The following is a 1,393-nucleotide window of genomic DNA, read 5'->3' as shown; positions in this document are numbered from 1 at the left end:
TTCTTGAGCAGGCAGACCGACAAAGAAAATTTCATCAAATCGACCTTTCCGCAACATTTCGGGCGGCAGGGATTGAATGTTGTTGGCCGTCGCCACAACGAAGACAGGAGAAGTTTTTTCTGCCAGCCAGGTGATGAAGGTGCCAAAGACGCGACTGGAGGTTCCCGCATCGCCTCGACTATCCAGTCCAGAAAACGCTTTGTCGATCTCGTCGATCCACAAAATGCAGGGAGCCAGCGCTTCTGATAGTTGAATCATTTGACGAGTACGCGATTCAGATTCGCCAACCAGCCCGCCAAATAGCCGACCCACATCCAATCGCAGTAACGGCAGGTGCCAGTGGTGGGCGATCGCTTTTGCCGTCAGTGATTTCCCAGTTCCCTGAATTCCGACCAGCAACAAACCTCTGGGATGAGGCAAGCCATACTGTCGTGCCCGTTCTGAAAAAGAGCCACCCCGCAGCAGCAGCCAGTCTTTCAGGTTATCCAGTCCTCCGATGTCAGAGATATTCTCTGTTGCAGGATAAAACTCTAAAATTTGGGTTTGTCGAATGGTTTGTCGCTTTTCTTCCAAAATCAGATCGACATCTTCGGGTTGCAGTTCACCATGTAGGGCGATCGCTCTCGCTAAAACCCGGCGAATCCGCTCGGTTGAGAGTCCCTGACACGATCGCACTAGCTCATCCAAAACTTTGGGTTCCAGTCGTTGTCCCGTTGCTCCTAACAGTCGGTCAATCTCTGTTTTGATCTCGATCGCGCCCGGTAAGGGAAACTCCAGAACGGTCAGCACCTCACTCAGGTCGTCTGGAATCGAAACGTTGGGAGACAGTAAGACGAGATTTTTGGGTTGAGACTTCAGCAACCGCCCCAGATTTCGCAGCTTACGTGAGATCGAAACGTCCTCTAGAAATCGATGGAAATCTCGTAAAACAAAGATTGCGGCGGCACTGGCGGGTAGCTTCTCGACAAATTCTAGCGCTTGGAGCGGATTGCGCTTGCCAACACCGAGATCATTGGGATTGCCTTGATAGCCATCGACAAAATCCCAGATATACACGGCCCGATCGCCCTGATTTTTGGCACACTGAGCGATCGTTGCTTCCACACGCTCTTCTTCACGGGTGGGAATGTAGATCACCGGATAGCGGGCCCGAAGCAGCAGATTAAATTCGTCGCTGAAGCTCATAGATCATGGAGGAGCATTTAGCCCGGTCAGCAGTTAAAGTCTTACTAACACCGTACACTACTGTCCCAGTCTCTAACGCTATCTTATGAGGGAAGCTGACCTTTTAAGGATTCTAAAGAAGCCCAACGCTGATCGATCACAGGCTTGGAGTCAGCCTTTTTCACCTCAATTCCCTGACAGTCCTGACTGCAAATCTGACGTTGCGGAA

At 51.0% G+C, this 1,393-nt stretch carries 1 protein-coding gene; it reads right to left on the bottom strand.

Annotation, left to right across the window (positions count from 1 at the left end):
• On the bottom strand, positions 1-1,185 hold a 1,185-nt coding region (locus tag ACKFKF_RS35045; protein WP_446871944.1), incomplete at its 3' end, for an AAA family ATPase.
• Positions 1,186-1,393: the final 208 nt, after the last annotated feature.

The organism is Phormidesmis sp. 146-12, assembly GCF_052939495.1.
Note: the sequence above shows the minus strand (reverse complement) of the source record. Positions and strands in the feature narration are given on the sequence as shown.